This window comes from Acinetobacter sp. Tol 5, from assembly GCF_019702905.1.
GTDB classification, from domain to species: Bacteria; Pseudomonadota; Gammaproteobacteria; order Pseudomonadales; family Moraxellaceae; genus Acinetobacter; species Acinetobacter bereziniae.
The window spans coordinates 3787017-3807590 of record NZ_AP024708.1; the positions used below are offsets into that span (position 1 = coordinate 3787017).

Annotated in this window: 19 protein-coding genes; 7 read left to right on the forward strand and 12 right to left on the reverse strand. The window is 35.2% G+C overall.

The window, feature by feature from the left end:
* Positions 1–47 precede the first annotated feature (47 nt).
* Positions 48–1829 (forward strand): acyl-CoA dehydrogenase C-terminal domain-containing protein, encoded by a 1782-nt coding sequence (locus tag TOL5_RS17560; RefSeq protein WP_058967326.1) that lies wholly within the window; start codon positions 48–50, stop codon positions 1827–1829.
* 64 nt (positions 1830–1893) lie between these two features.
* On the opposite strand, the gene TOL5_RS17565 is transcribed toward TOL5_RS17560, so the two are convergent.
* A complete protein-coding gene (locus tag TOL5_RS17565; RefSeq protein WP_004827821.1) occupies positions 1894–2238 on the reverse strand; it encodes a hypothetical protein in 345 nt (114 codons plus the stop codon).
* 355 nt (positions 2239–2593) lie between these two features.
* On the opposite strand from TOL5_RS17565, the gene TOL5_RS17570 reads away from it, so the two are divergent.
* The gene (locus tag TOL5_RS17570; protein ID WP_005030925.1) at positions 2594–3088 is read left to right on the forward strand and encodes a phosphate-starvation-inducible protein PsiE; all 495 of its coding nucleotides are present in this window, start codon (positions 2594–2596) and stop codon (positions 3086–3088) included.
* A 152-nt stretch (positions 3089–3240) separates the two neighbouring features.
* On the opposite strand, the gene TOL5_RS17575 is transcribed toward TOL5_RS17570, so the two are convergent.
* On the reverse strand, positions 3241–3738 hold the full coding sequence (locus TOL5_RS17575; RefSeq protein WP_009585658.1) for an RcnB family protein: 498 nt from the start codon (positions 3736–3738) through the stop codon (positions 3241–3243).
* A 167-nt stretch (positions 3739–3905) separates the two neighbouring features.
* Between TOL5_RS17575 and TOL5_RS17580 the strand changes: the two genes are divergently transcribed.
* On the forward strand, positions 3906–4352 hold the full coding sequence (locus TOL5_RS17580) for a hypothetical protein (protein WP_009585706.1): 447 nt from the start codon (positions 3906–3908) through the stop codon (positions 4350–4352).
* A gap of 26 nt (positions 4353–4378) precedes the next feature.
* Here the strand turns inward: TOL5_RS17580 and TOL5_RS17585 are convergent, their stop codons facing one another.
* The 4 genes from TOL5_RS17585 to TOL5_RS17600 form a co-directional block, all read right to left on the reverse strand.
* Positions 4379–5773 (reverse strand): tetratricopeptide repeat protein, encoded by a 1395-nt coding sequence (locus TOL5_RS17585; protein WP_221260550.1) that lies wholly within the window; start codon positions 5771–5773, stop codon positions 4379–4381.
* A 79-nt stretch (positions 5774–5852) separates the two neighbouring features.
* A complete protein-coding gene (locus tag TOL5_RS17590; RefSeq protein ID WP_046761415.1) occupies positions 5853–7316 on the reverse strand; it encodes a phospholipase D family protein in 1464 nt (487 codons plus the stop codon).
* A gap of 147 nt (positions 7317–7463) precedes the next feature.
* Entirely contained in the window at positions 7464–9566 is a 2103-nt protein-coding gene (gene znuD, locus TOL5_RS17595) for a zinc piracy TonB-dependent receptor ZnuD (RefSeq protein WP_221260551.1), read from the reverse strand.
* A gap of 111 nt (positions 9567–9677) precedes the next feature.
* Positions 9678–10937 carry an O-antigen ligase family protein gene (locus TOL5_RS17600; RefSeq protein ID WP_121775838.1) on the reverse strand — a complete coding sequence of 420 codons (1260 nt, stop codon included), beginning with the start codon at positions 10935–10937 and terminating at the stop codon, positions 9678–9680.
* 121 nt (positions 10938–11058) lie between these two features.
* On the opposite strand from TOL5_RS17600, the gene TOL5_RS17605 reads away from it, so the two are divergent.
* The 4 genes from TOL5_RS17605 to TOL5_RS17620 all read left to right on the forward strand — a co-directional run bounded on the left by TOL5_RS17605 (position 11059) and on the right by TOL5_RS17620 (position 15100).
* Positions 11059–11829, forward strand: coding sequence for a DUF4184 family protein (locus TOL5_RS17605; RefSeq protein ID WP_046761412.1), 771 nt, complete (start codon positions 11059–11061; stop codon positions 11827–11829).
* Positions 11830–12078: 249 nt separating this feature from the next.
* The gene (gene aspS, locus TOL5_RS17610; protein ID WP_005030933.1) at positions 12079–13866 is read left to right on the forward strand and encodes an aspartate--tRNA ligase; all 1788 of its coding nucleotides are present in this window, start codon (positions 12079–12081) and stop codon (positions 13864–13866) included.
* A gap of 138 nt (positions 13867–14004) precedes the next feature.
* Entirely contained in the window at positions 14005–14223 is a 219-nt protein-coding gene (locus TOL5_RS17615; protein ID WP_004827797.1) for a hypothetical protein, read from the forward strand.
* 10 nt (positions 14224–14233) lie between these two features.
* Positions 14234–15100, forward strand: coding sequence for a lysophospholipid acyltransferase family protein (locus TOL5_RS17620; RefSeq protein WP_121775418.1), 867 nt, complete (start codon positions 14234–14236; stop codon positions 15098–15100).
* 14 nt (positions 15101–15114) lie between these two features.
* Here TOL5_RS17620 and TOL5_RS17625 read toward each other — a convergent pair whose 3' ends face one another.
* The 6 genes from TOL5_RS17625 to TOL5_RS17650 all read right to left on the reverse strand — a co-directional run bounded on the left by TOL5_RS17625 (position 15115) and on the right by TOL5_RS17650 (position 20520).
* Complete coding sequence (locus tag TOL5_RS17625) at positions 15115–16122, reverse strand: capsular polysaccharide synthesis protein (RefSeq protein ID WP_121775417.1); 1008 nt, start codon at positions 16120–16122, stop codon at positions 15115–15117.
* A gap of 86 nt (positions 16123–16208) precedes the next feature.
* Positions 16209–16976 carry a glycosyltransferase family 25 protein gene (locus TOL5_RS17630; RefSeq protein ID WP_042089513.1) on the reverse strand — a complete coding sequence of 256 codons (768 nt, stop codon included), beginning with the start codon at positions 16974–16976 and terminating at the stop codon, positions 16209–16211.
* 102 nt (positions 16977–17078) lie between these two features.
* On the reverse strand, positions 17079–17873 hold the full coding sequence (locus TOL5_RS17635; protein WP_042089514.1) for a glycosyltransferase family 25 protein: 795 nt from the start codon (positions 17871–17873) through the stop codon (positions 17079–17081).
* Positions 17874–17966: 93 nt separating this feature from the next.
* Entirely contained in the window at positions 17967–18740 is a 774-nt protein-coding gene (locus TOL5_RS17640) for a glycosyltransferase family 25 protein (protein ID WP_151781273.1), read from the reverse strand.
* Positions 18741–18752: 12 nt separating this feature from the next.
* Entirely contained in the window at positions 18753–19532 is a 780-nt protein-coding gene (locus tag TOL5_RS17645) for a glycosyltransferase family 25 protein (RefSeq protein WP_042089517.1), read from the reverse strand.
* Positions 19533–19605: 73 nt separating this feature from the next.
* Positions 19606–20520: a glycosyltransferase family 32 protein gene (locus tag TOL5_RS17650; RefSeq protein WP_121775416.1), complete on the reverse strand. Its 915-nt coding sequence runs from the start codon at positions 20518–20520 to the stop codon at positions 19606–19608.
* Positions 20521–20574 lie beyond the last annotated feature (54 nt).

Sequence of the window (20574 nt, forward strand, 5' to 3'; positions counted from 1 at the left end):
AGACTGGTCTGAGTCTACAGATTCAAACAATAAACAGGTGAACGAACATGCCAATTTATAATGCGCCACTTGCAGATATGAAATTCATTCTGAATGACGTTTTCAATGCAGAACAATTCTGGCAAGCCAATGAAAAGCTTGCACATGTTGATGCAGCAACGGCTGAAGCGATTTTAGAAGAAATGGCTAAATTTGCTCAAAATGTTACGCTTCCACTCAACCGTACTGGTGACGAAGAAGGCGCACATTATGAAAATGGCAAAGTAACGACACCTGCTGGCTTTAAAGAAGCTTTCCAACAATACGCTGAAGGTGGTTGGATCGGTTTAGGCGCAGATGAAGAATGGGGCGGTCAGGCAATGCCGAAAATGCTGACTGTACTTGCAGACGAAATGCTATTTGCAACCAACCCTTCTTTCATGCTCTACCCGCTTCTTTCTGTGGGTGCTGGTATGGCGTTAAACAGCTATGCCTCTCAAGAGCAAAAAGAAACCTATTTACCTAAAATTTATTCAGGTGAATGGTCTGGCACCATGTGTCTAACTGAACCACATGCAGGTACGGATTTAGGGATCATCAAAACTAAAGCCGAACCAAATGAAGATGGTTCGTACAACATTACGGGTACGAAAATCTTTATTACTGGTGGTGACCATGATTTAGCTGAAAATATCATTCACCTTGTTTTAGCAAAAACACCGAATGCTCCAGCAGGTTCACGTGGCATTTCGCTGTTTATCGTACCTAAATTTATTGTCAATGCAGATGGTTCATTAGGTGAACGCAATACAGCTGGTCCTGGTTCAATTGAGCACAAAATGGGAATCAAAGCCTCTGCAACATGTGTCATGAACTTTGACGCTGCCAAAGGTTACTTGGTCGGTAAAGAAAACGAAGGTTTAGCTGCAATGTTCGTGATGATGAATTACGAACGTCTGTCGATGGGTATTCAAGGTCTTGGTGCTTCTGAATACGCTTATCAAAATGCAGCTCAATATGCGACTGATCGTCTGCAAGGTCGCAGCGCAAATGGTGTTCAATCTCCAAACAAACCGGCAGACAGCATCCTTGTTCATGGTGATGTACGTCGCATGTTATTGAATGCACGTGCCAATAATGAAGCATCTCGTGCCTTTGCTGTATATGTTGGGCAACAACTCGACATTACTAAGTTTTCTACTGATGCCGAAGCGATAGCAAAAGCCAATAATCGAGTTGCACTATTAACCCCAATTGCGAAAGCCTATTTAACTGATACTGCTTTTGATGCAGTAATTGATGCGCAAATGGTTTTCGGTGGTCACGGATTCATTCGTGAATGGGGCATGGAACAATGCGTACGTGATTTACGTATTGCCCAAATCTATGAAGGTACAAACGGCGTACAATCACAAGATTTGATCGGTCGTAAAACCATTAAATGCAATGGCGAATTTATTGCCGAATATATTGCTGAAATCCGTGATTTCGCTAATGATTTAGACACAGATCTTAACTTCATCAAAGATGCAACCTTAGACGTTGCGACTGAAGTGGACATGATCACTCAGCACATTTTAGAACGTGCCAAAGAAAATGCAGATTTCGCTAATGCTGCTGCTGTGGACTATCTACACGCTGTAGGCTTGTTAAGCTTTAGCTATATGTTTGCACGCATTGCCAATGCTGCAAAAAATAAAGATGGTCAGTTCTACCAAGATAAATTGGCATTAACGCATTACTTCATTCAACGTATTTTGCCTGATTTACATGCACGTATTGCAAAAATCAAAGCAGGTGCAGAAGTATTAATGAACTTCAGTGAAGACTATTTTACGACGCAAGCTTAAGTTCAAAATGAATTGAAGCCAGTAATCAAAACGCCCGATTCATCGGGCGTTTTTCATTGATCATTCATTCAAGTAGTTTTGGATCTGGAAATGGTAATTTATCCTGAGACTCGCTAGGCATTGCAACCCATTTACCTTTGTCTTGGTAAAAATCAGATTGTGTTTCATTGGTTGCAGCGCCTAACTTGACTGAAATCGTACATGCAATTTGTTCTGGATGTGTCGGATTTACAGCAGGAATACATGTACCTAATTTTATTTCTGAAATCATTGCGCCGATTTCTGTTCCCAACAACTCAGCTGTGGCTTGTTTTGCTTCTGCAACTGTAGGGACTTTGATCGTATCAGCACTCGAAAACTGGCTAAATAATAGAATATTGAAACATGCAACTATGCGGGTTATTTTCATCTTTTCTATCCGTTGATCATTAAAATTTAATTTAAAAAATTATCGACATCACAATCTAACATGACTGAATATTAATGACTTTACACTATTGGTTTATCTTGTATAGAGACGATACAAGAATTTTCACTGATTCCACCATAGTGAAAAGTTTGTTTTATTTTGATTGAATTTATAGTGAAAGACGATTTTATCAAATAGCTGATCACGTGAATTTTATTTTCAACTTGTAATCATAGATCCTACTCTTTAAGTTGCTGAAACAAATCCAAGATAAAAACAAAATAAATATAACTTTCATGTGCATGAAATTTGCATGATGTTTAATTCACAATACAACATAGAAATGGAGGAAGTTATGAACAAAGATCCACGTATAGAAAAAATAGAAAACCTCCTCGATAAATTAGGCAATATTGCCGTAGAAGCTTTTCACTATATTGCCCTATTTATCATCGGTTGTATGATTGCATGGTCCGCAGTGCATACCATCATCGAAATTTTGACTGTAAAACAATACGCCAGCATTGATGATATTTTACTCTTATTTATTTACCTAGAATTAGGGGCAATGGTGGGGATTTACTTTAAAACCAATCACATGCCTGTGCGTTTTTTAATTTATATCGCGATTACAGCACTGACTCGATTATTGATTTCAGATATCCAACATGACCATAAAGCGGATATTGATTTGGTGATTATTACAGGTTCAGTTTTAATTTTGGCAATTGCAATCTTGATTGTACGTTATGCATCTTGGACTTATCCCTCTGTGATTCGAGATAAACATAGTGAAAAACCATTGGCACATGGAAAAACGCCACGACCCGAAGATGATGAGTTAGCCTAACATCAAATTTCTTTATCTATATCTGAAATAAAACCTTCTCAGCGTTGTGAAATCAACATCAAATTTGATTCACATCGCCAAAGAAGGCTGCAATCATGTTTAGATTAGTGTGTTCACATTTCATTTCCAAACATAATCCATAGTAAACAGAATTAACGGTCATTCGGCACTTGTAAATAACGTCCACTTTCAAAAATCCAATGCATTCCAACCTGGGGATCAGGTAAACCATAACGACGCCAATCACTAATTAACGTGTAATGCGAGCTTTCAATCTGACCACCCTCTCCATTCACATAACCATAACTATTGCCTGAATACTCTGTTCGTGTTGGAAACTGATGGTTATAAATAATCGTCACACCATTTTGTGGTGGATAATTTGGATAGGGTTGATTTGGATGAGGATAAGGTCGATTTGGATAGCTTGGATAAGATGGATATGGTCGCGGGTATTGTGGACGGACAGGAATTTCCTGCGTCATTTGTCGACCATATTGATCTGTGTATTTGTACGTCGTGGTCGGATATTTCTTTTGAGGGCGTTCAACACTGCGATAGTTGCCCCAATCTTTACCATCTGCCCATGTCGTTGCCGAAACACCTGAAAGCATCCACATCAAGACACTTAAACTGAGTATCTGTTTCATTTCAACCTCCAAAGTTCAGCAGATAGATTATTTTAATACATCATTCCAGAGAAATTATGGATAAATAACAAGCATTATTTATCTTGTTTAATTGTTTATACATCAACTTGGGCAAATTCTGACATCAATCTGATAAAATATGATTTTAATCTGATGAGTGCTGTATTGTGGCTGAACTGAGCTTTGACCGTTTACATCAATTTTTTTGCAAAGTCCCAAGTGTGCAAGAAGCATTTATTGATAGCTATGGTTCAGATGGTAAACAGGCTTGGTGGTTCAAGTTTCAAATTAATATTGACCATCCACTCGCATGGCAAACTGTACAAGAACTGGGTCATGTTTTAAATTACATTTCTAAAAATGAACGACTTCCTACTCAGTTTCTACCTGTTTCACCACCGCCCTATATGAATGGTGAAGCAAAGCAGTTTTTAGCCTGGGTCATTCAATGTAATCATTCAGACTTTTCTCCAGATGTGGTCTGTGATTGGTTAGAAGCACGTTTACCCAAGCCGGTAGATGACCTTGAAAAATGGAAAATAAAGACCGATTTACATGAGTTGGATCAAGTCTCTGATCAGGATTTGGATCAGATTATTCCGCCAAATCCATAATCTGTGTAAAATTCTGAGAACCGAATCTATCTTTTTCGGTTCTTAGATTCGGTTTCAGCTTGCTCACTATCATTATTCAAACTTTTCATCAGACCACTGAGGTTATTATTGAATTGCGCACGCATCTGAATATAGGTTTTAAGCTTTCTCGCTTTAACGGGGTCTTTCGTTGTTCCCTTACCTGTTTGATACGCCTCTAAAGCTTTGCTTTGCGTATCTTCCTCAGATGATCCGTTTTCATAAGCTAAAACCGCCCAACGATAATCCTCAGGCTGATCCATAATACGCGCAAGATTATCCATTGCATTGACTGATCCTAATTCCGCAGCCTGCTTAAAATATTTTTGGGCAAGCACTTCATCGTAATCTTCATTTTCTTCATTGAAATACCAAACACCAAGATAATTTATTGCTTCAGGATCGTTTTGGGCAGCCGCTTTCTTTAAATAATCTAATCCCTTGTGAATATCTTTTTGATCTTCATCATTCACCAATAAATAATCAGATCCAAGCTCGGTTAATGCAACATGATTATTGAGTAAAGCCGCTTTGCTATACAAATCTTGCTTATCTTTATCTGTGTCTTTTTTTAATGCGAGCATCAAATACGCATCACTTGCCCCTTTGGCAGCTTGTTTTTCATAGTGTGCTAAAATTGAATTTTCTAGTTGCTTAATCTCCTTATCTGATAAATATGAGTCTGAAGCATAATCATCAAGTAATTTGATTTTTGCATCAATATCGCCTTGATTAGAACGTTGCTGAAGCATTTTAAAATAAGCTAAATCACTGTCTTTATAGGCTCTTGCATAGTCTTGTTTAGTCTTTGCCCCCAGTCTTTTTAATATTTTCTCTGGACAATTTTGAATCAGCGCTCCAGCTTTTAATGTGTCTCCTTTTTGGACTGCCTGAAATAACCACTGACACTGTTCATCACTATACCCGTCAGCATCATTATCTAATGCATAAACTAAAGTACGCATTGCACCTGTATCACCTTGTTCAGCAAGTTTTAAAATTTTCGGGCGAATTTTTAATAAATTTTGCTTAATATCGCTTGAAATACCAAAGCCTTCAGCCACTTCTGCTTCTAAATCCAATGATAAATAGGCATCAAAATTTCCACGCTGTGCAGCTTCTAAGCGTAATTTTTTATATAAATGATTATTTTCAGGTAAAAACCGATAATCTGCTGAATTAGAATAATACTTCGCAAGTAAAAAGTAAGCTTCTGCATCTCCTTGATCGGATGCCTGTTGAAGTAATTGAATTGCTTTATCCGTATTGATTAAAACAGTTGGGCTACCTGTTTGCAATATTTTTGCTTGAGTTAATAAAGGATTTTCAGCAAAACTCAATGGTGAAATAATAAGGCTAAATGTAAAAAGGGATTTTAAAAATGAAGTTTGTAAAGTTCTCATAAAAAGCTCAGCTTTGTTATTAAAATATACTCAGCTGAAGATTATGTACCGAAAACCATTCATTTCGGTACATATTTTTTTAAAAGGTGGATAAACCACTCCACTCCATAAATCGGTAAACTCCATATTTCAGTTTCGAATCATCCGCATATTTGCTGTAATCCACACTCATTTGACGACCATTGAGATTTGACCAAGCTGTATTAAAATACTGTTCAGCATCAATAAATACTTGCTGCTGTGGATTGCCTAAGACCCGTAAATCGGTTTCTAAATTATAGTTTTTCAAATTACGTGCGGTAAAATTGGCTGAACCTAAAATCAACTCTGCTGATTGTGCGTTGCGTTTTACAATCATCTTACTATGGCATTGCTCGCCTTGTGTATTACACCAACGGACATCAATACCTTCATTATGTAATTCTGAAGCAACCTGTCGATTTGGAATACCATTTTTCTGACGACCAAAAGCGTCTTTATTGGGGTCGAGTAAAATTCTTAATTTTACCCCACGTTGTTTTGCAGCAATCAATGCTTGAACAATCTTGCGCTCAGATAAATAAAACATCGCTAAGTCAATTTGATCATTGGCTTTTGCAGATGCCAGCATGTTTAAAACTGCCTCATAAATCGCTTTTTCAGTCAGCACTTGCACTTGAGGAGCATTTGGGTTTTCTGGCAATTTCCCAAAAACAATAAACGGTGTATCTGCACCAGATAAATGCGCAACAGCTTGTTCTGATGTCAAAAGATCTGTTGCGATCGCACCATTAACCAACAAAGCAACATTGGAGTGGCGAGAGCTTCCATCATGCGGGTTGGCAGAAGTGACTAGCGTTTTCCAGCCTTCATCCGTATCCACGACTATGGTTTTACGATGATTGGCTTTAAAATTAAATAAGTTTAAATAACTACGTACAGTGATTTTTTCTTTACCGAAAGGATTGTTCAACCATCCTTTTTCAGGATTATTTCCAATATCCTGACAACACAGATACCAAATCCCAGACCATGCTGGATTCGAAGCTCGTAATGGCGTTAAATTGGTTTCGATGACCTCAATTCCCCCCAAGCGTAATTGCCGATATTGTTCAGGTTGAATACCACCATACACCGAATTAATTGGATCAGTAATAAACTTAATTTCCAATGCTGGATTCACAACTTTCTGATTAACTAAAGCTTGCGTCAACTGTTGAGTTAATGCACGTTGCTGAACTTTTGATTCACCTACTTCGCTATTAAACAAAAACATATCTATGACAATCGTGGTTTTTGCTTGTTTAATCAATTGTAAGACTTGATCAAAAATATGCTGATCAAGTTGTTGTTTACCCTGTGCATCAATATAGGTTTCATCGGCAATGAATTTCACATCTGCATGACGCAAAGGTCCAGTAAAATTTAAACCTTTCGGCATTGGTTTATAGGTGTGGTAAATCGCTGATGCGAGATAACCCAAAGCCAACACACTCAAAATAATGCCGAAATAGCGACGTTTTGACCAATTCAGCTTGCTGTGAATTCTATTAAAGATACGCATAAAAAAGACCTAGAATAATTCAGGGTCTGTACAAGTGATCAATCACTTACGTTTAAGTAAAGATTGATCAATCATGAACAGCCCCTTAGAGCCTAGGTCGAATTCCTTTATTTTTCAATAACGATTTGGTGAATGAGAATAAATAACTTAGAACTTATAGTCCATTCCAATCACAAAGTTACGTCCAATTTGTGGAATGTTCGCTAAGAAAGAAGTGTGATTATATACTTTCTCATCTAACAGATTGTTTGCTTTAAAGAATATTTTTGCTTCTTGCTGATTTGACATTGGGTATTTATAAGCCAATCCGAAATTCACCATATTATAACCTTTGGTCTCTTGCTCATAAGACGCAAATTTGTCTTGGTTAAATACATGCGAATATTCAGCAGAGCCAGACCAATGATCGTCAAACTCAGCATTTACACGTGCACCTAAACGCCCTGCTGGAACACGTGGAGCATTTTCATCTTCGATTTTGCCACGAACATAATCACCAAACAAACTGGTGTTATAGACTTCATTCCATTGATATGCAACTTCACCTTCTGTACCGTAGAACTTGGCTTTGTCTTGGCTATATTTAATTAACCGGAAGTTTTCATATTGATCTAGCGTTTTGGCATAAATATAGTTGTCAAACCAATTGTGGTATACATGCACATGATAGCTGAGCTTATCATTGTCAAAATGTAATCCGAGTTCAACGTTGTTTGACTTTTCTTTATTTAGGTTTTCATTGCCCAATTCATATGTATTGGTTGCATAATGTTTACCATCCGCATAAAGCTCTTGCGCCAAAGGTAACCGTTCTTGATGAGAACCAGTTAAAGAGAGCGTGTAATTCGGTGAGAAAGCCCAATTTACAGCACCTGAATATGAGAATGCATTTCCATCGAAATCTTTTTGTTCAGAATCGACATCGACAGTTTGGTGATCAAAACGGGTACCCAATTCAACATGGAAATCACCAAATTGACGGTGTTCTAAGCCAAACAGACTATATTTTTGTGTCTTATTTGGAGCAAGAACAGCTTCTTCACCCGTAATATCTAGCTTTTGTTGGCTTGCTTGTACACCCCAAACACCTTCCCATGCAGCAACGGGATTATGTACCAGTTCGACACGACCTTCATAGCCTTTGCTCTTGAACGTTGTCATTGGCGTACCATCTTCAATTTCATCATGCTTGTAGTCTGTATAACTTGCCTGCGCTCTGAGTTTCTTGAAGCCCGCAAATGGCTCATTTAACTCAGAACGGAAATCATAACGATCCGTTTTCATATCAATCCATGGACCGGCTTCTGCATGATCATGACCCTCTTCACCATGATCATGTCCAGCATGATCATCGTCATTTCCATCATCATGCGCACCACAATGTAATGATAAACCATGCAAATGGCATGACTCATACTCATGACTGTGTCCAGGCAAACCATACTGATCTTTACGATTACTATAAGAAATTCCGGCGAAACCACGCTCACCAATCCATGACAAACCGACGTTGACATTATCCGATTCTGAGAAAGTATTGCCTACACGACGTTCTTTCGTTGTATGTGCGTGATCACCATGCTCTTCTGTGACCATATAGTCTGGCGTAATGTAATCATTCGCATCACGTTTTAATCCTTCAACTCGCAAAGCCACATTTGAACCCAGTCCAACGGTGACGCCTGCATGTGCCATTTTTTCATCATTGCCTGTGTTATAACGAAGTCCCACATTCCCTTCATAACCATTTTCAGGCATTGCAGTTGGGATTTTGCTATCAATCACATTGACTAAACCACCGACTGAACCTGCACCATAAAGTAATGTGGACGGTCCACGAACAATTTCTACTTTTTGTGCAAGCTGTGGATCTACAGTAACAGCATGGTCTGGCGATAAACTAGAAACATCCATCGTTTCTGTCGCATTTTGTGTAACTTTTACACGAGCCCCTTCCTGACCTCGAATGACTGGACGGCTCGAACCTGTACCAAATGTATTAGAGTAAACCCCTAACTCATCTTTCAGCGCTTCCCCCAAAGTTGTTCCTGATTGTTGTAATTTTTCACGTGAAACAGTTTCATCTGCAGCACCAAAATCTTGGCTAGAAGGAACCAGTGGATGACCAACAACTGTAATGGTTTCTAATTGTTGTGGATTTTTCTCTGTATTGGTCTGATCTTCTGCCCAAATAGAGGTCGAAATGATCGCTGTTATTGAAAGTGTCAGTACGCTTTTAGAAAAAGACATGAGGTGCTCTCGAAGCTCGATGTTTTGAATTTATGTTATATTATAACATTTCAATATTTTTGCAATAAAAAAAGGAAATCAAAATCGATTTCCTTTATGTAAAAGCTAAAATTAATTTACTTTCATAAGCTTATGAATATAGATAAAGCTCATAAGTGAGGCAACGATCCAGTAAAAAACATAGGTGGTATTTTGAAAAAACAAATAATACTCGGTCAAGCCACTACACATATAATAAATTACAAATAATGCACCCGTAATTGCTAAGTTTTTAATTAATTCATCTTTAATAAAAATATTCTTTATAAAATAAATCAAAGCCACCAAGAAGGTCATGAACAAGCCAATCAAACCAACCAAGCCATTCGCTGCCAATTCATGAAAATAGATACTGTGCATGTGCTGAAAACAATGAGGTAAATCACCACGTTCATAGAGACGGCAATTTTCAGCTTCAATGTCGTACATTCCAATTCCAGTGAATGGCTTGGATTTAAACATTTCAATTGAATTTCCCCAAAGGAACAATCTAATTCCCGAGCTATTTTGATAGTTATTATTTTGAATATTAAGTGAATCTGATTGAAAATTTTCAACCCTTTGCAGTAATGGTGAGTTTGGAATAATCATATTGATCCCCACAAAAGAAATCACCAAGCACAACATTAAAATAATTTTTTTAAGTTCCGTCTTAGCATAAAAAACAACTAAGAAAGCAAAGACAAAAAGTAGCCCAACCCACGCACCTCGAGTACCATGAAGGATTAAAAGAAACATGCAGAGTAAACTGGTAATTAAATATAAATAGGATTGTTTACCCTTTGAATAAAATGAATAACAGAGCAACAATATTGTAAGAGAAATAAAGCCGATGTCATAACTAATCACTGGATTAAAAAAGATACTAAAAAGACCTCGATCAAACTCTAACATTATCCCCCAATACAATAAGTATGGTGTCAAAAATAAAATAACAAGAAATAATATCCGATAAAAATATTCAGCATTAAAGTGACTTTTATAATAAATTGTGGGTAAAAAAATAAATGGAATAAACCAAATATACTGATTGGTAATTTTCTTATAAGTACTTAATAAATTTTCAGGAACTGAATCGAGTCGAAAAAGTAAATGATTTAACAATGTGACACTGATTGAGCCTATACAGCAAAATGCGATAAGGTAAAAATTTGGTTTTATCACCCTGCCTTTTATAAAAAAATAAATAAAAATCAAAATAAAGGCGATAGAAACATTCCAATGCCTAAAATTATCATTAAAAATATAATGAAAAAATACAGTAAAAAAAAGAATCGAAATTAAAAAAATAAGTTTCTTATCTTTTATCATTAAATAATAACTTTCTAACATTGACACTTTAGATCTACACAATTTTTTGTAATATTCTACTTTGAAATTACATTTAATTCATTGATAGACACATGAAATTAACCAATAATTTTTTACCATAAGTTGTAACCACCTATTTTCAATGCCTTTTACACTGTCTCATGCTGTTTTAGCGCCACCACTGTCTAAACTTTCAGGTAATCGTTTACCAATTGCCGCACTCGCAATTGGCACAATGACGCCTGATTTATATCGTGTGCTAGTACAAACTGAAATCCATTTAAATCATCAGTTTAAAGGTCTAATTTATCCAGATTTGTGTGTTGGATTGTTATTTTGCCTATTGTGGTATGTACTGTATCGCCCCTTATTGTTCAAGTTTTTGGGGCTTTCTAAGCCACTTAATGTCCATTCAGCTTTAAGTTTCTTTAAATTTTTGTTCTGGATGATATTGGCGATTCTATTAGGAACTGCTACCCATATTATTTGGGATGGTTTAACACATTTAGATTTTAGAACTTTTGCTTTTAACGACTTTTTAGCGCAACCTGTCTCAATCCTTGACCATATTTATCCAATGCATAAAGTCCTACAAATCGGTTGTTCAGTTGTTGCTTTACCATTCTTATTCTGGATGGGACTCCACTATTTTTTTAAATATAGAAGTTCTGAACCACTTAACCGCAAAGTATTCATTTTCTGTCTATCTTTATTTGCAATTTCATTCTTTAGTGGCTGTCTTTATTACATTCATACAGCAAATGAAAGTGGCATAATTCCCCAACAAACAGATCTTTATGTACTGATTGGTTTCTTTATGAAAGTTTTTACTCAAGCTTCCATGATCTGCTTTAGCTTAGGTTGCTGTCTTTTTCTGTATTTAAATCATAAAAAATATTTTGACTCAGTTTAAAGTCTGTTGACACGTCACAAATACATGCTTGCATTGTCAATAGACACTAAATACTTTCGTTTAAGCTTTGCAGGTTGAATCAGCAAAATTTCACACAAATTGGCTTAAATTCATCAGGCAATGTTGTAGTTTTTAGCACAAGTCCTTGTGACTCATCGCCCAAAGAGGCATAATCTCACATTACATTTTTAGGCGATGCGCTGTTTACGTATTCGCTTCCTTAACCCATATAGTTGGATTTCTAACGCTATGATGCGAACTCATTATTGCGGTTCTTTAACCGAAGCTCAAATTGACCAAACTGTAACCCTGTGTGGTTGGGTACATCGTCGTCGTGATCACGGTGGTGTAATTTTCCTTGATATGCGTGATCGTGATGGTCTCGTTCAAGTGGTCATTGATCCAGATACACCAGAAGCATTTTCAACCGCTGATAAAGCACGTTCAGAATATGTATTAAAAATAGTTGGTCGTGTACGTCGTCGTTACGAAGGTACTGAAAATGCCAATATGGTGAGCGGTCAAATTGAAGTTTTAGGTAAAGAAATCGAAGTTCTTGCTGCATCTGAAACCCCACCATTCCCATTGAATGATGAAAATGCCAACATTTCTGAAGAAATTCGTCTGAAATATCGCTTCCTTGATATTCGTCGTCCAGAGATGATTGATCGCTTACGTTTCCGTTCTAAAGTAACAACATTAATTCGTAACTACTTAGACGAACATGGTTTCCTTGATGTTGAAACACCTATTTTAACACGTGCTACTCCAGAAGGTGCACGTGACTATTTAGTGCCAAGCCGTGTTTCAAATGGTAGCTTCTATGCTCTTCCACAATCACCACAATTATTTAAACAATTGTTAATGGTTGGCGGTGTAGATCGTTATTACCAAATCGCTAAGTGTTTCCGTGACGAAGACTTACGTGCAGACCGTCAGCCAGAATTCACTCAAATCGACATCGAAACATCGTTCTTAAACGATGACGATATTATGGATTTGATGGAAGGCATGACTGTGAAGATGTTCAATGAACTTCTTGGCGTGAAATTCGATAAATTCCAGCGTATGACTTATGCAGATGCAATGCGTGACTATGCATCAGATAAACCAGATTTGCGTATTCCTTTGAAACTTGTAGACGTTGCCGACATGATGCAAGACGTTGAGTTCAAAGTGTTTGCAGGTCCAGCTAAAGATCCTAAAGGTCGTATTGTTGCACTACGAGTTCCAGGCGCAGGTTCTTTACCACGCAGCCAAATTGACGAATATACAAAATTTGTTGGTATCTATGGTGCAAAAGGTTTGGCTTATATTAAAGTCAATGAACTTGAAAAAGGTGTTGAAGGGCTACAGTCACCTATCGTTAAATTTATCGAGCCAATCGTACTCGATCTATTAAAACGTGTTGGTGCTGAAAATGGTGATATCGTATTCTTCGGCGCAGATAAAGCCAAAGTCGTAAATGATGCAATGGGTGCATTACGTATCAAGATCGGACATGACATGAACATGTCGACTTGTGAGTGGGCACCGCTTTGGGTGGTTGACTTCCCAATGTTTGAAGAAACTGATGATGGTAAATGGACCTCTGTTCATCACCCGTTCACACTACCAAAATCAAGTGTTGAAGAGGTGAAAAACAATCCAGGTCAAGCACTTTCAGTCGCTTACGATATGGTACTTAACGGTACTGAAATTGGTGGCGGTTCACTTCGTATCTATACTTTAGAAATGCAAAAAGCGATTTTTGAAGCATTAGGTATTGGCGAAGAAGAAGCTGAAGAGAAATTTAGCTTCTTATTAAATGCATTAAAATTCGGTGCGCCTCCGCATGGTGGTTTAGCATTTGGTCTTGACCGTTTGGTTATGTTGATGACAGGTTCATCTTCGATTCGTGATGTGATTGCATTCCCGAAAACCAAAACAGCTGAATGTCCACTTACACAAGCACCTGCACCAGTAGAACCAAATCAATTACGTGATCTTGGTATTCGCTTACGTGAAAAAGCTAAAGTTGAAACCAAAGAAGCTTAATTCTTTATTCAGCATGAAAAACCCTGTTTTTTAACAGGGTTTTTTATTTTTAAGTAGCATCTTATTTATTTAGGTTCGAATTGAGATAAATTCTCATAAATGGCATAATGAGCAGGTTAACTTTTAAGGTGAAAACCGATGGCTATGCGTCCTAATGTACTTCGTCATACAATCATTATCATTGTATTTTCAGTGGTTCAATGGGGATTCATGCGTTATATTCTCAATCACCAGTTATTTAACTTAGATACTTATCAACGTATTCTCTATTTCAGTATGAGTAGTTTTATTGCTGGTTTTTTTATTATTTCAGCACTGATCTATTTGGTGTTGAAAGGCAATGCTGATCGCGATTAATTTCTAATCCATGTATAACTTACTTAAAAATTTTTCTCGTTTGCCTTTAAGCATGATTCAGACTATTGCGAGAGGGGTTGGCAGTTTATTATTTATCAGTAACTCCTCAGCAAAACGAATTACAGAAATCAATATACAAGCAGCCTATCCTACGCTTGAAGAACAGCAACGCCAGGCATTGATTAAAGCCAGTTTGAAAAGTCAGTGCATGACCTATGTAGAGTCAATCAAAGTGTGGGGCTCTCCTCCTGAATTTGCCTTAAATCAAATCAAACAAGTGCATAATGCTGAAATTTTTCTCAATGCGTTAAAAAATCCCAATGGAACTTTAGGTGTTGTTCCTCATTTTGGAAATTGGGAATTGATGAATGCTTGGGTGAACCAGCACACACATCCTGTCATTATGTATAAACCGAGTAAAAATAAAGATCTAGACCGATTTATGCTAGAGTCTAGACAACAACTCAAAGCAACATTAGTTCCCACAGATGATACGGGTGTACGTGCTTTATTTAAACACTTAAAACAAGGTGGCTTTTCTGCCATACTTCCAGATCATATTCCCAAAGAATCTGGCGGTGTATATTCGGACTTTTTTGGACAAAAGGCTTTTTCATCAACCTTACTGTCTAAACTAGCAGCGAAAACCCAATGTTCTGTGGTAGGACTCACCTGTATTCGTCGTGCAGATTACGCTGGTTTTGATTTGCATTTTACAGCATTGTCTCCAGATATTAATTCCAAGGATGTACAACTTTCTGTTGATACACTCAATAAAGAAATGGAACGGATGATTAATGTTGCACCAGAACAGTATTTATGGGGCTATAAACGTTTCCGTAAATTAGAGGGTGAACGGAATTTGTATAAACCATAAAAAATTAAATAAAATTAACTGTTCTCATTGGACAAAAACTGTTTTGTTAAAAAGTCATAATATGAGTTTTCTACAACTTTATCTATATAGTTCATTTTATGAATATTTATCTGTTGTAAAATTTGATTGTATTCCACTGAGCTGAATTGCTCATTTAATTTAAATTGCAACAAATGAGGTAAAGTGTCATCTATAATTTCACATTGTTGGGATTTAAATCGATCTTTGATTAAAACATCATACATAATTTGAAAGAAAAAATAATGAGGAATATTCTCTTGTGTTCTCCAGAAATTCAGCAAAACATCTAAACAAATCTGTAAAACTTGATTGCCTTTTTTTCCAACAATAAAGCTGTTTAAAACATTCACATTTTGCTCATCGGACCAATCAAAATAATCATGATTACGATCATACCAAAGCTGTTTTTCTAGCGTATCCCTATGTCTTTGAAACATAAAGTAGTCTGCATCTAATATTTCACTTTCAATAGGTGCGGTTAATAAAATTGTTGCATCTAACCAAACTCCACCATAAACATTGAGTAAAGCAAGACGGATAAGATCTGCAAAAAAGGCATGTTTAAATTTAGAATTATTTCTTTTATCCCAAACAAAATCTGGAAGATCCAAATAATCTTTTATATTACTTTCATCAAGTCTAACTACTTGATAATCAGCTTTAAATTGATCAACGGAAGAAAAACATAATTTAACAATATGAGGTAAATCACTTTGAATACCTTGCCCCCAATATTGCCAAATAATTTTTTGATCATTAAATTGCTTTTTCTCTTTTAGTTGATACTTTTCTAATTGATTAGAAAAATAATAGTCTAAGAAAATATCCCAACATAATTCAACATGTTTTTTTTGCAAAATATTTGCTTTTCTGTTGAGCTTTTTTCGAAAAATTTTAGGAACAAATGTAAAATAAAAGATACGGAATGGAAATTTACTGAGTCTATCAATATTACTCTTAAAATTAGCTTCTGAATTAAAAATATTTGATATATCGCCCATATAATTTCAACTCATTTTAAAATCTACTTCACCTAAGATCTAAAATATATTTTAGATCTAGAATTAAACTTAACCATCAAATTAAATCAATAAAACCCAATCTTACAAAATCTTAGTCTTAATTGATAAACAAGCCTCAAAATTTCACGTTTCAGCTTTTGCACTAAACTAAGCTTTTGTTTATGCTTATCCTTTGTTAATTGATTTTTTTTACGATCAATTTCAAGCTGACTTTCAAATTCACTTTTACCAATTCTATCCGCTTGAGCCGATAATCCAGGGACCATTTGATAAATAATTTCATATCCATCATTTAAATAATTTTCAAAAATTAATCGATCTAAAGGTGATTCAATATTCTTATCTTTTATATATTTTAAATAATTCTTTGCTCCGTCGAATGACAATATATATCCAGCAGTACCTAAATGTTTTTCTTTCAACTCCCTCAAAAATCTTTCATTTTTCAATTGTATTTTATTCATACTCATTAACACATATTGTTCAAACATTTCCAACTTAATAATATTAATTTTTGGAGGTATCCAGTCCCAATTTTTAAGGAAACTACTTGCTTTTTTAGCTAAAAAAACATCATCTTCAAATATAGCGATATATTTCATTTTTTTAGAAACAGCTATGTTCCATATTTCTACATGGCTAAAGAAACAAGCTTTTTCTCCAGCAGTCAAACCACTATTTATGAGTGAAATTCCATACTTCTCCTCCATCAAAGAAATCTGTTCAGGTTGAATCGCATCAAAGAAAATAAATTCAATATTTTGAGCTTGAAACTCATTCACGATATGTAGTCTACGCTCTTTAGCAGAAGCTAAACTTATAACAAAATTCATATATTACATCCGGAACAAGATATGGATTAAAGCAGAATGATTTATATTTCTGGTTTAAATAAGCTTTGTTTTATATCAATATTCCAAAAAAAGAAAGTAGATTTATTTAAATTTTACTGATCGATATGCTGACAATTTACAAACTTGATAAAGCAATCTGAAAACTTCTCTTCGAATTTTACTTCCTATAGTCATCGCAGCTTTTTGTCTACATTGCTCTATTCGATCTGCTTCATGTCGAATTGCACGATCATCTTCCAAATGGCTAGGAAAATTATCATATTTTTTATGCAAATAAAAATCTTGGACACAAATAGCAGGTACCATTTGATAAGTCTTATATTTTACATACTTTACATTACAACCAAACAATATGTGATCTACAGGAACTAATTCATCCATATTACGTATAGATGCTAGAAAGTATTTTGCAGCTTGATTAGATAGAATATAACCTGCCCCACCTAAATGCTTAGCTTTAAGTTGATACAATGCTCTATCATTCACTCTAGCTTTTGGAAAAAAAGAAAGATCGACCTTTCTATCAAAAGCCTCTAATTTTATGAGATGCACATTCTTAGGAATCCATAAAAAATCATGGATAAAACTTTGGACATTTTCCCCAAAATGTATATCGTCTTCAAAGATCGCCATATATTCTATATTTTCTTCAACAATCTTTTCCCATAAGGAGACATGACTTAAAAGACAGGCAATCTCACCCTGTGTTAAAACACCAGCGTTTGTTATTTTAACACCTAGGCTTTTGGCACTTTCTACAATCGTAGAAGGTGTAATAGCATCAAAAAAACTGAATGATACTGAATGTTTTTTAAACTCTGAATCGATATGTGCTCTCCTTTCAAGCGCACAATCTAAACTAATAACAAAATTCACAAAAAAACGATCTCTATATATTCAAAAGTGATTATATAACAATTGAGCACTTTTAGAACTGCTATTAAATTTATTTGATTGATTTTAAATAAACTATTCTTTTGAGCTTTTTGTAAATATAAGTTTTGTTTTAAATGGAATAGCCATAAGTTGAATAAATATGCGACTTATTTCTCTAAAAATTTTTTGCAATCCAGTTGGTTTAATTACAACTTGATCACGCCATTGCAAGCTCGTCTTAAATTTTTGATTATTTGGATTTAATAAATAATCTTGAATACACAAAGTCGGATTGACTTGATATATAGCCAAAGCCCCATCTGAAACATACTTGCGAAAGATAAGTTGATCTACATGATCAAAAATCGCTTGCTTGTGCATATAATCTAAAAGTTCAACAGCACCTTTATAAGAAAGTATATAACCCGCAGCACCAAGATGAGCTTTTTTTAATTTCCTCAGTACAAAATCTTGGTTTTTAAAAACGCGTATTTTCTCTAAATCTAAAATTACATGATTATAAGATTTTTCAACTTTAACAATGTCAACAGTTAACCAATTTGAATCTTTTAAAAATAGTTCTGCGCCTGCACTTAGATATATATCATCCTCAAAAATAGCGATTGCTTGCATTTTTTCATCTACAGCTTTTTTCCATAGAGAAATATGGCTATATAAACATGCCAACTCATTTTGACTCAGATTATTTTGCTGTATCGCTAAACCAATTTTCTGTGCTTGATGATCTAATTGCATCGGCTCAATTGCATCAAAAAAAGAAAAGGGAATATCTTTGTTGCCAAATTGCTCTTGGATATGGGCTCTTCGATCTTCTGCTGACGTCAAACTGATCACAAAACTTTTCATAAATTACTCTGACTATTTAAAACCGACTGTTCCAAAGAAAATGATGCTTTTTAGCTGATGTAATATGCGATAAAGCTCTAAAATAATTTTATTCATACCTTTCTTTTTATTATATTTTCTTCTTGTTAAGCGCTCTTTGTACAAATGACTTGCGAACTTCACACTATCTTTGCACGAATATAGTGTCACATCCTGAATACATAAAGCAGGTTTCATTTGGTACACTGAAAAAATATTTTCATAAATCAAATGTTCAAACATTAAATGATCTAAAGCGATTAGCTTATCTAACTTTTGAATGTAGCTTAATAAACTTTTAGCACCATGCAAAGATAAAATATAACCAGCCGTACCTAAGTTCTTACTTTTTAATTCAAAAATACTTCTTTGAATCTGTCCTTTAAAATTCTTAACTTGCTTACCCAATGCAATTCTATGCGTAAACTCCTCCAACTTAATCAAATGCCATTGATCATTAATCCAAGATGAATCCGTTAAGAAGTCAACGACATTATCCCCCAAATAAATATCATCCTCGAATATCGCCATATACGGAATATTCTCATCAATCATTCTTTTCCACAGAAAAACATGGCTCATAAAGCAAGCGAGTTCACCTTTGGTTAGAATACGCTCATCAATTCTAAGTCCCAATTCTTGTGAAAAAATCGTAGCTGGTTCTGGAGTTAAAGCATCAAAAAAATCAAAGTCTACATTTTTTTGAGCAAATTCACTCGATATGTGTTTTCTACGTTCAACTGCTGTCGATAGGCTAATAACGATTTTCTTCATAGGAGTGCATCTATAAACAATACAAACATTTTACTATTTTTCTGAAGATCAATCACCTTTACTTAATAGCTTTCTAAGAAATATCAATAAAAGAACCCTTAAAATACATCCTTTTAGCAAAGTAGTAACTTATTGTTTTTCTTTCTTTTCCAGCCAACTTTATTAACTTAGGTGATTCAACTGGGGGATAATTAATTGCGAAATCAATCAAAATCTTCTCTTTGATCCATCGATTGGTGAACTGATAAAAAAAGGCATTTTCATCACAATTAATTAAGCTGATACTTGGAAAAGATTTTCTAAATACTTTTTGGCAGGCAACATAAGCAACTAAATATTCTAAATTGCCAATCCTTTGGAAAATATCAGCTGGATTTTTTTCAGTATTTTTAATCTCTTGCACATAAACTTTCGGTGTTTTTTGAATGGCTAAATAAAGTTCATCATACCAATGTTTAAAGAAAACATTATTTTTAACACTCGCCAACAACCAATTTTCCAATACAGGATAGTCAATATTTGTGGTATTTTTTTTACGATAATAAGCAAAACATTCTGTTTGATTTTTTTGCATCAGTTCAAAAATCCAGTCCAGACTTTCATAAACAATGATACTTGCATCTAACCAAATGCCACCATGTTGATAAAGTAAATCAAATCTCAACAAGTCAGCCTTTTGTTGAGGTGTAGCATCCCGCAAAAGTGAAAAGTCAATTTGACTATACTGGTTAACATTCTCAGGATTAAGAAGATACACCTCATAATTTGGATTTTTTTTGCGAATATTTTGAATACACTTTTCTACAAATTCGGTGAAATCACCTTCCCAATATATCCAAATTTTCTTTGGTAATTCGATGGGCGTATTAACAGGATTAAAAACCAGTTGTCCCGCAAAATTATCAATCTTTTTATTGGTATGTCTAATTTTGTAATAGTACATCATATAAAATTTAGCCAAATAGAATAGTTTTTTAAAAATTTTCATATAAAGACCTAATACTTTTATAAGCACACAACAACAATGACAATAACAAGCGCC